At 72.0% G+C, this 11,528-nt stretch carries 12 protein-coding genes; 4 read left to right on the plus strand and 8 right to left on the minus strand.

From position 1 onward, the window contains the following. Both QR78_RS26665 and msuE read right to left on the minus strand, forming a co-directional pair. A partial coding sequence (locus tag QR78_RS26665; RefSeq protein ID WP_125940055.1) for an aliphatic sulfonate ABC transporter substrate-binding protein occupies positions 1–905 on the minus strand: 905 nt, incomplete at its 3' end. Further along, the gene (gene msuE, locus QR78_RS26670; protein ID WP_048430632.1) at positions 902–1,486 is read right to left on the minus strand and encodes an FMN reductase; all 585 of its coding nucleotides are present in this window, start codon (positions 1,484–1,486) and stop codon (positions 902–904) included. The genes msuE and QR78_RS26665, both read right to left, overlap by 4 nt. 588 nt (positions 1,487–2,074) lie before the next feature. On the opposite strand from msuE, the gene QR78_RS26675 reads away from it, so the two are divergent. Beyond that, positions 2,075–2,485, plus strand: a complete 411-nt coding sequence (locus QR78_RS26675; protein ID WP_244278499.1) for a tellurite resistance TerB family protein — start codon at positions 2,075–2,077, stop codon at positions 2,483–2,485. A gap of 314 nt (positions 2,486–2,799) precedes the next feature. Here the strand turns inward: QR78_RS26675 and QR78_RS26680 are convergent, their stop codons facing one another. Continuing rightward, positions 2,800–3,759 carry a D-2-hydroxyacid dehydrogenase gene (locus QR78_RS26680; protein ID WP_048430634.1) on the minus strand — a complete coding sequence of 320 codons (960 nt, stop codon included), beginning with the start codon at positions 3,757–3,759 and terminating at the stop codon, positions 2,800–2,802. A gap of 179 nt (positions 3,760–3,938) precedes the next feature. Continuing rightward, positions 3,939–4,208, minus strand: a complete 270-nt coding sequence (locus QR78_RS26685; RefSeq protein WP_048430635.1) for a hypothetical protein — start codon at positions 4,206–4,208, stop codon at positions 3,939–3,941. 163 nt (positions 4,209–4,371) lie between these two features. Here QR78_RS26685 and QR78_RS26690 point away from each other — a divergent pair, with 163 nt between their 5' ends. The 3 genes from QR78_RS26690 to QR78_RS26700 are packed head-to-tail and all read left to right on the plus strand — an operon-like array spanning position 4,372 to position 8,160. Beyond that, a complete protein-coding gene (locus QR78_RS26690) occupies positions 4,372–4,878 on the plus strand; it encodes a (2Fe-2S)-binding protein (protein WP_048430636.1) in 507 nt (168 codons plus the stop codon). Next, positions 4,875–5,930 carry an FAD binding domain-containing protein gene (locus tag QR78_RS26695; protein WP_048430637.1) on the plus strand — a complete coding sequence of 352 codons (1,056 nt, stop codon included), beginning with the start codon at positions 4,875–4,877 and terminating at the stop codon, positions 5,928–5,930. The genes QR78_RS26690 and QR78_RS26695 overlap by 4 nt, the downstream gene beginning before the upstream one ends. Then, positions 5,923–8,160 carry a xanthine dehydrogenase family protein molybdopterin-binding subunit gene (locus tag QR78_RS26700; RefSeq protein WP_048430638.1) on the plus strand — a complete coding sequence of 746 codons (2,238 nt, stop codon included), beginning with the start codon at positions 5,923–5,925 and terminating at the stop codon, positions 8,158–8,160. The genes QR78_RS26695 and QR78_RS26700 overlap by 8 nt, the downstream gene beginning before the upstream one ends. 53 nt (positions 8,161–8,213) lie before the next feature. Here QR78_RS26700 and QR78_RS26705 read toward each other — a convergent pair whose 3' ends face one another. The 4 genes from QR78_RS26705 to QR78_RS35750 form a co-directional block, all read right to left on the minus strand. Then, positions 8,214–10,214: a PhoX family protein gene (locus tag QR78_RS26705; RefSeq protein WP_048430639.1), complete on the minus strand. Its 2,001-nt coding sequence runs from the start codon at positions 10,212–10,214 to the stop codon at positions 8,214–8,216. Positions 10,215–10,288: 74 nt separating this feature from the next. Then, positions 10,289–10,549 carry a hypothetical protein gene (locus tag QR78_RS26710; RefSeq protein ID WP_048430640.1) on the minus strand — a complete coding sequence of 87 codons (261 nt, stop codon included), beginning with the start codon at positions 10,547–10,549 and terminating at the stop codon, positions 10,289–10,291. 202 nt (positions 10,550–10,751) lie between these two features. Continuing rightward, entirely contained in the window at positions 10,752–11,075 is a 324-nt protein-coding gene (locus tag QR78_RS26715) for a hypothetical protein (RefSeq protein WP_125901018.1), read from the minus strand. Between the two features lie 141 nt (positions 11,076–11,216). Continuing rightward, positions 11,217–11,528: hypothetical protein (locus tag QR78_RS35750; protein WP_208993247.1), on the minus strand; the 312-nt coding region annotated here is incomplete at its 5' end.

The following is an 11,528-nucleotide window of genomic DNA, read 5'->3' on the forward strand; positions in this document are numbered from 1 at the left end:
GGTCCGATGACACCGAGCGCGGTGGCCGAGCAGCAGCGCGTCGCCGACCGCTTCCACGCGCTCGGTGTCATCGGACCGATGGCGTAGTCGGTGCGGTCGACCGCCCGGCGGGTCGCGGCGAGCGGCACGCCAGTGCCCTTGGCGAGGAGAGCGGCCACCTCGCCGCGGTTGGCCTCGCACCAGCGTGCCACGCCGGCGAGCGCGTCGAGCGCAGCGTCGAGCACCGGGCCGCGCTCGGCCACGACGGACTTGTGGGCGAGGAAGAAGTTGTTGGGCTTGGCGATATCGGTGGCGAGCGCCAGCACCCGGGTCGTGGGCTGCATCTCGGCGATGGCGAAGTACGGATCCCAGATCGTCCAGGCATCGACGCTGCCGCGGGCGAAGGCCGCCGCGGCGTCGGCCGGCGCCAGGGTCACCGGCTCGATGTCGCGGTAGGTCAGCCCCGCCTTCTCCAGGGCCGCGATGGTGAGGTTGTGGGCGCTCGACGCCTTGGCGAAGGCGACGCGCTTGCCCCTCAGATCCGCGAGGGTGCGGATCGGGGAATCCTTCGGCACCAGCACCGCCGCGCCCGAGCCCGCGGCCTCCTGCGCCGCCACGTAGGCGATCGGGCCACCGGCGGCCTGCGCGAAGACCGGCGGCGCGTCGCCGGTCTGGCCGAGATCGATGGCGCCCAAGCTGATCGCCTCGAGGAGCGGTGGGCCGAACGAGAACTCGACCCAGGCGACGGCGACGCCGAGGGGCTTCAACCGCGCCTCGATCACCCCCTGCTGCTTGGCGACGACCAGGATGCCGTTCTTCTGGTAGCCGATGCGCAGGGTGTCGGAGCCGGCGGCCGAGGCCGGTCGAGCGACCGGCAGGGCGGTACCGGCCAGAGCCGCTGCGAGAAGCGTGCGACGGTCGATCACCGGGCGCCCCCGGCGACGCGGGCGAGGGGCGCGGCGGCAGCGGGGGCGCGGGCGCCGGCCAGCGTCGCGAGCTGATCCCCGGCCTCCGCCACCCGCTGGCGGATCACCGGGGAGTCGAGGCCGCCGTCGCGGAAGTCGGGATCGGAGGCGTAGACCGCCGTCGGGACGGTCAGCGCGGTGAAGAAGCCGAAGAGCGGGCGCAAGGAATGCTCGACCACCAGCGCGTGGCGCGGGCCGCCGCCGGTGGCGGCGAGCGCCACCGGCGTGCCGGCGAGCGCCTCCGGCGCCACGAGATCGAACAGGTGCTTGAACAGGCCCGTATAGGCGCCCTTGTAGACGGGGGTGCCGACCACGAGGGCGTCGGCCTCCTCCACCGCCTCGACGATGCGCCGGGCCGGCAGCGAGAGCTGGTCGCGGGAGAGCGCGCCGCCGAGGCCGGGGCCGGCATCGACGAGGTCGAAGATCCGCACCTCGACCGGCAGCCGCACGGCGGCCTCGGCGGCGATCGCCTCGACCAGGGTGCGGGTCTTCGAGGGCCGCTGGATGTTGGCGGAGAAGCCGACGAGGCGCAGGCGCGTCATGGAGGTCCGATCCGATGCTTAAGGAGGGCGGCACGGCCGGGGCGTCCCGCCCCCGTGCTGATGCCTCTACGATGCGGCCGGGCCCGAGATCAGTCAATGAAATGAGATTTCAAATGACTGTATAGCAAGAGTTGTTCTTGCCACGGCGACGATGTGCGGGAGAAAATACGGTTTCCCTCCGCTCGAAATCTGGAACGGCGACGCCGCGCCGTGGCGACGGGCCGCCATGCTCGACCGGACGAGGCCGGAACGGGCGTGGTCGCCATGCGGGTCCCGGATCGGCGGATCCGACGGATGTGGCGCACCGAGACCGGCCCGATCGCGCGACGCGGGTATGGGCGCGAGTATGGAATCGGGATTAAATCCGATCCACGAACGTAAGTGGTAATGGAGATCCGCTATATGGAGTGTCAGCCGGCAAAAATAAGACCGGACGGTGTAAAAATACTCTGACTCGACCAGGCTCGCGATGATCGACACCGCCACGGCATTGGGGTAATCGATCGCCTGCGCTGACGGATCGTTTCAGCCGGACCGTCTCGACACAGTGCCAGAGCATATTGCCAGGGGCCCCCGACGATGTTCAACATGTTCAAGTCGCAGACCTCGCTCGACCTCACGCCGCGGACCTGCCTCGCGGTCTCGCTGATCTACTGCATGGGCTCCGACGGCGAGATCGACCCGGAGGAGGTCGGCCATCTGATGTCGGTGCTCGGCCGCCATACCACGCGCCAGCACCTCGAATCCGCCGTCCGCTACGCCCGCGCCACCCAGCCGGCGCAGTTCCTGGCCGACGCGGCGCCCCGCCTGCGCCCGGACCAGCGGCTCTGCATCGTGCTCAACATGATCGACAGCGCCATGGCGGACGGCGAGGCCGAGCCGGGCGAGCAGCGCCTGATCCTGCAGTTCGCCGAGGCCTTCGGCCTGTCCGAGCAGGAGCTGACCCCGTACTTCAAGGCCCTGGTGGCGAAGAACGACCGGGCGGTGCTGGACCGGTGAGGGGAGGGGGCGGGCGCGATGTGATCCGCCGGTTTCCGGGATAGGCGCGGATTTTCCCCTCTCCCCGCCCGCGGGGAGAGGACTTCACCCCCCTTGTCGGGGGTGAAGTGAGCGCAGGCGAAGCCGGAGCGAGGGTGAGGGGGTCTTGCCGAGCGAGGCTTTTCCGGAAACACCCCCTCACCCTCGCCCGGTGGGCTTGCCGTGTCCCCGACAAGGGGGACACGGCCCTCTCCCCGCCCGCGGGGAGAGGAGGGATGCGCACGCCCTGCCGCGCCATTGCGGATTGCGGGCGACTGTCTGCCGCCGCGCAATCCTCACACCACCGGGTTCACCAATTCCTCCCCCCGCCGCAGCCGCCCGAGATTCTCGATGAGCAGCGCGATCACCCGGCCCTCGTAGAGGCCGGTCTCGCCGGCGCTGTGGGGCGTGACGATCACGTTCGGCATCCCCCAGAACGGGGCGTCGGCGGGCAGCGGCTCCTCCCGGAAGCAGTCGAGGCCGGCACCGGCGATCCGGCCCTCGGTGAGCGCGCGGGCGAGCGCGTCCTGGTCGACCACCCGGCCGCGGGCGACGTTGATCAGGAGCGCGCCCGGCTTCATCGCTCCGAGCGCCGCCGCGTCGATGAGATGTTCGGTCTCCGGCGTCAGCGGGCAGGCGAGCGCCACCACGTCGGCCTCCGTCAAAGCCTCGTGCAGCCGATCCGGAGGAAAGACCGCCTCGACCGGATCGCCCGCTTCGAGCGGGCGCCGTCGCAGGCCGATCACCCGCATGTCGAAGGCCTGGCCAAGCCGGGCGATGCGGGTGCCGATGCGCCCGAGCCCGATCACCAGGAGGGTCCGGCCGCCGAGTTCCTGTTCGCGGCTCGCCGGATCGGCGATCATCGGCCGCCAAGTCGCGGCGGCCTGGTTCCGCAGGGCCTCGGGCAGGCGGCGGGTGAGGCCGAGCATCAGCGCGAGCGCGTGCTCGGCCACCGCACGCTCGTTGCCGCCCTGCGCGCTGGCGAGCCGGATGCCGCGCTCGCGCAACGCCTCCTTGGGGAACTGGTCGGTACCGGCGCTGACCGACTGGACGAAGCGCAGGCGCGGTGCCCGCTCCAGCAGGCTGTGCCGCCACAGCCCCGAGACCACCAGCACCTCGGCCCCCGCCACCGCCTCCTCGAGGGCGGCGACGTCGCGCGCCTCGACGAAGGGCTCGGGCGCACCCGCCGCCCGGTAGGCGTCGCCGAGGCGGTAGGCGGCGTGAGCGAGGACGATCGGGCTGGAAGAGGCGGTCATCGGCGGGCGGCTCGGATCCTGCGGTGGAAGCGGGGCCGCTCGAGTTCACACCGGGTCCGTCCCCGAGGCAAGGCAGAACGCCATGCATGCGAAAAAGCCCGCCCCCGCTCGCGCGGGGACGGGCTTCACGACGCGCGAGAGCGGGCTCCCGAACGGGGCGGAACGGGAGCCCGGCTCGATCAGCGGCCGTAGACGTACGGGGAGGCCGGGGCGTAGCCCGGGGGCACCTCGCGGACGAGCACGCCGCGGTCGTCCCGCGGATAGACGACGACGCTGCCGGTGCTGTCGACGGCCGGCGCACCGCCCGGGGCGCCGTAGGCGCGCTCCATGCCGGCCAGCGGGCCGCCGGCCTGCGAGCCGGAGCGGTTGTAGGGCGAGCCGCCCTGGGCGAAGGCGGGGGCGGCGGCGACGGTCAGCAGGGCGGCCGCGAGGGCGAGGCGGGTCTTCATCTCAGTACCTGTCAGTCAAAGGGGACCGCTGGGCGGTTTCGCAGCGTCAACCGTCGTGCCGGCAAAAGGTTCGCTGCGACATGTGCGCTGCCGCACGCGGCCGCATCTGGGCGATGCGACGACCCAGATTAGTTTGGAGCCCGTCTAGCCTGGAGGCCGACGCATGAGCTTCGACATCGTCCTGACGGTGAACGGCACGAGACGCACGATTCCGATCCCGGACCCGCGCGTGACCCTGCTCGACCTCCTGCGCGAGGGCCTGCATCTCACCGGGGCCAAGAAGGGCTGCGACCGCGGCCAGTGCGGCGCCTGTACGGTTCTGGTCGACGGCAGGCGGATCAATTCCTGCCTCGCTTTGGCCGTCAGCCTCGACGGGTCGGAGATCCTGACCATCGAGGGTCTGGCCGAGGGCGACCGCCTGCACCCGGTGCAGGAGGCCTTCATCGCCCATGACGGGTTCCAGTGCGGCTTCTGCACCCCGGGCCAGATCATGAGCGCGGTCGGGCTGATCCGCGAGGCGCAGGCCGGCGACGATCCCGAGCGGGTGCGCGAGGCGATGAGCGGCAACCTGTGCCGCTGCGGCGCCTATGCGGGCATCACCGAGGCGGTGCTGGAGGCCCAGAACGCCCTGAGCCAGCACGAGACCCCGCGTCGGGGAGAGGCGGCATGATCCCGTTCGAGTATATCCGTGCGACCGACGTCGCCGGGGCGGTCGCGGCGGGATCCGCGCCCGGCGCGGCCTACCTCGCCGCCGGCACCAACCTCCTCGACCTGATGAAGGGCGGCGTCGCCCGTCCCACCCGCCTCGTCGACATCACCCGGCTGCCCGGCCTCGCGGCGGTCGAGCGGCGGGACGACGGCGGCTTGCGCATCGGCGCGCTCGCCCGCAACAGCGACCTCGCGCACGATCCCGCCTTCGCCAAGGCCTATCCCGCGGTGGCCGAGGCGCTCCTCTCCGGTGCCTCGGCGCAATTGCGCAACGCGGCGACCGCCGCCGGCAACGTGATGCAGCGCACCCGCTGCCCCTACTTCACCGACCCGGGCAGCGCCTGCAACAAGCGCCGGCCCGGCAGCGGCTGCGAGGCCGTCGGCGGCGAGACGCGCCTCCACGCGGTCCTCGGCTGGAGCGAGGCCTGCATCGCCACCCACCCGTCGGATTTCTGCGTATCCCTGGTGGCTTTGGACGCGGGCGTCGAGATCGCCGGGCCCGCCGGCACCCGCTTCGTCCCGCTCGAATCCTTCCACCGCCTGCCGGGCGATGCGCCGGAGCGCGAGACGGTGCTGGAGCCGGGCGAGCTGATCACCGCGCTCGTCCTGCCGCCGGAGGCCGTCGCCTTCGCCGGCCATAGCCGCTACCTCAAGGTCCGCGACCGCACCTCCTACGCCTTCGCGGTGGTCTCGGCGGCGGCGGCCCTGCGGATCGAGGACGGGCGCATCGCCGAGGCGCGGCTCGCCCTCGGCGGCGTCGCGCTCAAGCCCTGGCGGGCCAAGGCGGCGGAAGGCCTGCTGGCCGGCCGCGCGCCCGACGCCACCGCCTTCCGGGCGGCGGCGGAGGCCGCGCTGACCGACGCCAGGCCCTCCGGCGACAACGCCTTCAAGATCGAGCTCGCCCGCCGCCTCGTGGTGCGGGCGCTCACCGCCGCCGCTGCCGGCACGCCCGCGCGCCTGCCGGCGCTGCCGGGTTCCGTCCTCGCCCCCGCCCCGGAGGCCGCGCATGCCTGAGACCGCTCCTCGCCCGATCCGCCACGGCTCGAATCTCGGCCAGCCGCTCACCCGCCGGGACGGGATCCTGAAGGTGACGGGCGCCGCTCCCTACGCCGCCGACCATCACCCGCCCGGGATGCTCTACGCCGTGATGGCGGTGAGCCGCATCGCCCGGGGCCGGGTCACCCGCCTCGACGTCGCGGCGGCGAAGAATCATCCCGGCGTCGTCGCGGTGATGACGCCGGACAACAAGCCGGTGCTGGCCCAGCACCCGGACGAGAAGCACGACGGCTTCACCTTCCGGCTCGACCTCCTGCAGGACGACCGCGTGCGCTACGCCAACCAGCCGGTCGCGGTGGTGATCGCCGAGACGCTGGAGGCCGCGACCGAGGGCGCCGCCCTGCTCGATCCGGCCTACGAGGTCGAGACCCCGGCGGTCGGGCTCGATGCGGCGGAGCCCTTCACGCCGGCGGCGATCGGCGTCGGCGACCCGGCCGACATGGAGACGGGCGACGTCGCGGCCGGGCTGGCCGGTGCGGCGCACACCGTCGCGGCGACCTACGAGACGCCCGCCCAGTACCACAACGCCATGGAGCCCCACGCCGTCGTCGCCACCTGGGACGGCGACCGGCTCGATCTCGACATGCCCTCGCAGGGGCTGGCGATGGCGCAAGGGCGCATCGCCGGCCTGTTCGGCATCGCTCCGTCGGACATCCACATCCGCAGCCCGTTCCTCGGCGGCGGTTTCGGCTCCAAGGGCATGATCGCGGGTCCCCAGGTGCTCGGCATCATGGCGGCCCGCCTCGTCGGCCGGCCGGTGAAGCTCGTGATGAGCCGCCCCCAGATGTTCGGCCCGGTCGGCCACCGCGCCCCGACCCGCCAGACCCTGCGCCTCGGCGCGGGCGCGGACGGGGCGCTGACCGCCCTCGACCACGAGACGCTCACGGCGACCAGCACCTTCGACGACTTCATCGAGCCGAGCGGCGGCGTCTCGCACACGCTCTACGCCGCGCCGGCTTTGGCCACGCGCCACCGCGCGGTGCGGCTCGATACCGGAACGCCGCTCTTCATGCGGGCGCCCGGCGAGGCCTCGGGCAGCGCGGCTCTGGAGGCCGCCATCGACGAGATGGCGGAGGCCTGCGGGATGGATCCGCTGGACTTCCGCCTGCGCAACTACGCCGAGACCGAGCCGGCCTCCGGCAAGCCCTTTTCCTCGAAGGCGCTGCGGGAATGCTACGCCCAGGGCGCGGCGGCCTTCGGGTGGAGCAGGCGACCGCTGGCGCCGCGGCAGATGCGCGACGCGAACGGGCTCCTCGTCGGCTGGGGCGTCGGCACCGCGACCTTCCCGGCCCTGATGTTCCAGGCCGAGGCGCGGGCGGTGGTGAGGGCCACCGGCGAGGCCTCGGTGGCGATCGGCGCCATCGATATGGGGCAGGGGGCCTGGACCGCGCTCGCCCAGATCGCCGCGGAAGAACTCGGCCTTTCCATCGACGCGATCGATTTCCGCATCGGCTCCTCGGACCTGCCGAACGGCGGCATCGCCGGCGGCTCGGCCCATACCGCCACCGCCGGCACGGCGATCAAGGGGGCGGCAACGGAGGTGATCGCGCAGCTGACGGCCCTCGCGACGCAGGACCGGCGCTCGCCCCTCTACGGCGCCGGCAATGCCGGGGTGGTCGCCCGCGGCGGCCGCCTGGTGCGGCGCGACGACGAGAGCCGGTCCGAAGCCTTCACCGACATCCTGTCCCGGGCCGGGAAGGACGCCGTGGAAGGCAAGGGCGCGGCCGGGCCCGACGCGGCGCGGGAGCATTACGCCATGCACGCCCACGGCGCGGTCTTCGCCGAGGTGACGGTCGATCCCGATCTCGGCCAGATCCGGGCGACGCGCCTCGTCGGCGCCTTCGCGGCCGGTCGGATCATCAACCCGCGCCTGGTGCGCAGCCAGTATTACGGCGGGATGATCTGGGGCGTCTCCTTCGCCCTGCACGAGCAGGCGGTGATGGACCCGCGCACCGGCCGGCCGATGAACGCCAACCTCGCCGAGTACCACGTCCCGGTGAATGCCGACGTGCCCTCGCTGGAGGCGATCCTGGTCGAGGAGGAGGACCCCCACGTCAACCCGCTCGGCATCAAGGGGGTGGGCGAGATCGGCGTCACGGGAAGCGCCGGGGCGATCGTCAACGCGATCTGGCACGCGACGGGGATGCGAGTGAGAACGCTGCCGGTGACGCTGGACAAGCTGCTGTAGGCGCCCCGACCCCTTCCCCGCAGAGGGGAAGGGGTCGGGCGGCCCGGGTCCTTCTACGTCCCGACCTTGCCCCCGCCCCGTTTCGTGATCGCCACCACCGCCGGGCGCGGCGGCAGGGCGGGGTCGAAGTCGGGCCAGCGGGTCGCCGGATTCTCGAAGGTGGCCGGCTGCGCGGTCGGGTCCTCCTCGTCGGCCTCGCCGGGATGCTGGACGGCGACGAAGAAGGTGGTGTCGTCGGGGGTGAAGTAGGGGCCGCACATCTCGGCTCCCATCGGCACCTGGAAGAAGTGCTTGGCGGTGCCGCGGCCGGGGCCTTGCGTCTCCATCGCCCAGATGCCGTCGGCGCGGCCGGTCTTCGAGGGCGAGTTGCCGTCGGTGGCGACCCAGAGGCGGCCCTCTCCGTCGACCGCGCAATTGTCCGGCATGCCGAACCAGCCGTCCTTCGTCGTCGCCGACGAGAAGGTGGCGCCCACCGCCGCGACCGACGGGTCGCCGCAGCGCACCAGCACCTCCCAGGCGAAGGCCTCGGCCGCGAAGTCGCCGCCCTCGGGCGAGAGCTCGACGATGTGGCCGAAGCGGTTGTCCGGCCGCGGATTCGCGGCGTCGACCTGGTCGGCCTTGCGGCGGGTGTTGTTGGTCAGCATCACGTAGACCTTGCCGGTCTTCGGGTTGGCCTCGACGTCCTCCGGCCGGTCCATCTTGGTGGCACCGAGGAGGTCGGCGGCCCGGCGGGTCTCGATCAGCAGGTCGGCCTGATCGCGAAAGCCGTTCTCCGGCGTCAGCGGACCCTGCCCGAACACGATCGGCAGCCAGGCACCGCGCCCATCGGCCTCGAAGCGGGCGACGAAAAGCGTGCCGTGGTCGAGGATGTCGCGGTTGGCGGAGCGGTCGGCCGTGTTCACCGGATCCTTGGTGACGAAGCGGTAGACGTAGTCGAAGCGCTCGTCGTCGCCCTGGAATACGACGTAGCGACCATCCTTCGCCATCGCGCCCGCCGCGCCCTCGTGCTTGAAGCGGCCCATGGCGGTGCGCTTCACCGGCACGCTCGTCGGATCGAAGGGATCGATCTCCACCACCCAGCCGAAGCGGTTGGGCTCGTTGGGCTCCTTTCCGAGGTCGAAGCGCTCGTGGAAGCGGGCCCAGCCGTAGAGGTTGCCCGGCAGGCCGAGGCGCTTGTGGTTGCGGGCCTCCGCCGAGCCCTCGGGCAGCCGCCCCTGGAAGTAGTAGTTGACGTTCTCCTCGCAGGTCAGCCAGGTGCCCCAGGGCGTGACGCCGCCGGCGCAGTTGTTGAGCATGCCGAGAACCGTCGTCCCCTCCGGGTCGGCACCGGTGCGCAGGCGGGCCGAGCCGGCGGCGGGGCCGGACAGCCGCATCGGGGTCATGGCGGTGATGCGGCGGGCGTAGCGAGAGTCCGGCACCACCCGCCAGCGCCCGTCCTCGCGCTTCACCTCGATCACCGAGCCGCCATGGGCCGCCATCTCGATCTCGACGAGGTCGCGGTTCATGCCGGCGAAGGCCGCCTTGCCGTCCTGCCGGCCGAGGCCGGGGAACATCAGTTCCTCGTTCGTGTATTCGTGGTTGACGACGAGGAGGCCGTGGCCGGCCGGATCGCTCGCGCTAGGCAGGGGAAAGAAGCCCAGGAAATCGTTGTTGTAGCCGAATTGCTGCGCCTGCGCGGCGGCACTCTGCCGGTGCGGGTCGAAGGCCGGGGCGCCGGGCAAAACGGGATCGCCCCAGCGGATCAGCACCTCGGCGTCGTGGCCCTCGGCGACGTGGTGGCGCTCGTCGGCGCCGGCCGGCAATTCGCGGAACGGGAAGGTCTCCGGTGTCGCCGCCGCGACCGCCCGGGGGACGAGCGTCGCCGAGATCGCCGAGACCGCCAGGCTTCCGGCAAGACGCCCGGCAAGACCTCCGGCCAAACCGCCGCGCAGCACCGCGCGCCGGTCGAAGCGCCGGGCCACGACCTCGCCGAGGGTCGGGTTCGGGCTCGGATTCGAGCCGGCATCCTCGGCCGCCTCGGCCTGCTGCGAACGGTTCAGCGATGGCTGCGTCATCGGGTCCCCTCGGCGCTCCCTGTCATGCAAAACGAGAGCCTACCCGACGGACCATGGCGACCGGATGACGGCGCTCAGCGGTGCGTCCGCGTCCGGGCCGGGAGGGCGCGCACGGACCCGGTGGTCTCGGGTCCGGCGATCCCGGGCGTCGACCACGGCACCGGCCGGTCCAGCGGGCGCGCTTCGGCGGGCGAGCGAAGGGTCGCGTCGGGGGCGGTGACGTAGCTGCTCATGAAGGCGCCCCCGGCCGGCTCCCGGTCGCCGCCATTGGCGAGGGCCGCGACGGGCAGGGCGACGAGGGCGGTTGCGACCGCGGCGGTGGCGAAGCGGATCATGACGAGCCTCCTGCCGCAGCGTCCCGGCGTCTCGCATGCCAGCGTCCCACGGGGGCATGGCGGGGCCTGAGCGGCATGGGTCGGATCTAGGCTCGTTCGGTCCGGGACGGCGTGCGCCGCCGCACCCGCAAGGCGCGCCGAAAGGCTTTCGCTTGACGGGGCCTATCGGAGTCGTCGCGGTCGCATCCGCTCCGGCCGTGCCTCACGGCAGCAGGTGCGGGTCCAGCCAGGGCTTCGGGGCCGGGAAGGGCAGGCGGCGGGCGATCCAGTCGATCACCGCGTCGGGCGTGTCGAAGAGCGGAGCCCTGGCGAGGGTCGCGCAGGGGCCGTAGGTCTCGTCCACGCACCATTGGTGGCGTTGCTCGGGAACCGGAGCGGTGCCGGGCTGCAGGCGCACCAGCCGCGAGACCAGCTCGTCTTCGAGATAGATCAGGCAGGTATCCTGGTCCGTCCCGCCGCAGTTCACCCGGATATGGCGCTGGACCAGCCTGCCCGACGGTCTCGTCCCGGTGCGTCGTCCGAACATCGTGCTCCTCTCGTTCCCGTCTCATGTGCCAGCATTGCGATATAAGAAAACGTGAAAAGACTATCGACAATTCATGACGTCGGTTGCAATTCCAGTTGCGCACCCCGTGACTGGCACCGCCTTTCACCGGGAAGCGGCACCTCAACCGATTTTATGGTTAATCAACCGTAAATAGATACGACTCGATTGAGCGTCGCATGTTTCGGCGGGGCGCTCAAGTGGATCGATCGAGCGATCGACTGTCGGGAAGCGAGCGCCTGCTGCCTCGGCCTCGCCCTCGATTGTCGCGCTCGGCGCGACGCGGAGAGGCGCGTCCCGCGGAACCTGCGAGAGCGACGCCCGATCGCGGTGCCCACGGTACACGACATTGAAGAAAGTGGAGGCCACCAAGCGGGCGTTCCACCCCCTTTCCCGGACGACTGGAGCGTTAGCGGAAGGAGATCCGGGATCCAG

Source organism: Methylobacterium indicum (genome assembly GCF_001043895.1).
Classification (GTDB): domain Bacteria; phylum Pseudomonadota; class Alphaproteobacteria; order Rhizobiales; family Beijerinckiaceae; genus Methylobacterium; species Methylobacterium indicum.

What these genes read in the sequence shown, in the direction of transcription:
- QR78_RS26705 (WP_048430639.1), bottom strand. Translation starts at nt 10,214, where the DNA reads ATGACGCAGCCATCGCTGAACCGTTCGCAGCAGGCCGAGGCGGCCGAG.
- QR78_RS26695 (WP_048430637.1), top strand. Translation starts at nt 4,875, where the DNA reads ATGATCCCGTTCGAGTATATCCGTGCGACCGACGTCGCCGGGGCGGTC.
- QR78_RS26690 (WP_048430636.1), top strand. Translation starts at nt 4,372, where the DNA reads ATGAGCTTCGACATCGTCCTGACGGTGAACGGCACGAGACGCACGATT.
- msuE (WP_048430632.1), bottom strand. Translation starts at nt 1,486, where the DNA reads ATGACGCGCCTGCGCCTCGTCGGCTTCTCCGCCAACATCCAGCGGCCC.
- QR78_RS26685 (WP_048430635.1), bottom strand. Translation starts at nt 4,208, where the DNA reads ATGAAGACCCGCCTCGCCCTCGCGGCCGCCCTGCTGACCGTCGCCGCC.
- QR78_RS26710 (WP_048430640.1), bottom strand. Translation starts at nt 10,549, where the DNA reads ATGATCCGCTTCGCCACCGCCGCGGTCGCAACCGCCCTCGTCGCCCTG.
- QR78_RS26715 (WP_125901018.1), bottom strand. Translation starts at nt 11,075, where the DNA reads ATGTTCGGACGACGCACCGGGACGAGACCGTCGGGCAGGCTGGTCCAG.
- QR78_RS26680 (WP_048430634.1), bottom strand. Translation starts at nt 3,759, where the DNA reads ATGACCGCCTCTTCCAGCCCGATCGTCCTCGCTCACGCCGCCTACCGC.
- QR78_RS26700 (WP_048430638.1), top strand. Translation starts at nt 5,923, where the DNA reads ATGCCTGAGACCGCTCCTCGCCCGATCCGCCACGGCTCGAATCTCGGC.
- QR78_RS26675 (WP_244278499.1), top strand. Translation starts at nt 2,075, where the DNA reads ATGTTCAAGTCGCAGACCTCGCTCGACCTCACGCCGCGGACCTGCCTC.